Origin of the sequence: Mesorhizobium sp. M7A.F.Ca.ET.027.02.1.1 (genome assembly GCF_004022985.1) — a bacterium.
GTDB lineage: Bacteria > Pseudomonadota > Alphaproteobacteria > Rhizobiales > Rhizobiaceae > Mesorhizobium.
This window is the reverse complement of sequence record NZ_RZOL01000877.1, coordinates 1-694: the sequence shown is the minus strand read 5'-3', so window position 1 is coordinate 694 and position 694 is coordinate 1. Positions and strand designations below refer to the sequence as shown.

The 694-nt window shown below is 64.1% G+C and carries 1 protein-coding gene; it reads left to right on the top strand.

Going from position 1 to position 694, the window contains the following annotated elements:
- Positions 1-694, top strand: a 694-nt coding sequence (locus EN749_RS36745) for a M3 family metallopeptidase (RefSeq protein WP_245491600.1), incomplete at both ends; no start/stop codon positions are given.

The following is a 694-nucleotide window of genomic DNA, read 5'->3' as shown; positions in this document are numbered from 1 at the left end:
TCTCGTTGGTGTAGGCGCCGGCGCCTACACCAACGAGACGATCCAAGCGCTGGAGCGCGACATCTCGCCGAAAATGTCCAGGCATTTCTCGGCGATTTCGATGAATGAGCGGCTGTTTGCCCGCATCGACGATCTCTACCAGCGCCGCGAGAGCCTGAAGCTCGACGCAGAGACCCTGCGGGTCCTGGAAAAGACCTGGAAGGGTTTTGTCCGCTCCGGCGCCAAACTCGATGCCGACGGCAAGAAGCGGCTGGCCAAGATCAGCGAGGAATTGTCCTCGCTCGGTACCAGCTTCGGCCAGAATGTGCTGGCCGACGAGAGCGACTGGGCACTGTTCCTCGATGAGGCCGACCTTGCCGGCCTGCCGGACTTCGTGAAAAGCTCGATGGCCGAAGCCGCCGAGATACGCGGCCAGAAGGGCCGCTACGCCGTCACCCTGTCGCGCTCGATCTACGAGCCGTTCTCGACCTTCTCCGAGCGCCGCGATCTGCGCGAGATCGCCTTCCGCGCTTTCACCATGCGCGGCCAGAATGGCGGCGCCACCGACAACACGAACGTGGTGCGCGACATGCTGCGCCTGCGCGCCGAGAAGGCAAAGCTGCTCGGCTACGCCTCCTTCGCCGCGCTGAAGCTCGATGACACCATGGCCAAGACGCCGAAGGCCGTGCACGCGCTGCTCGATCCGGTGTGGGAA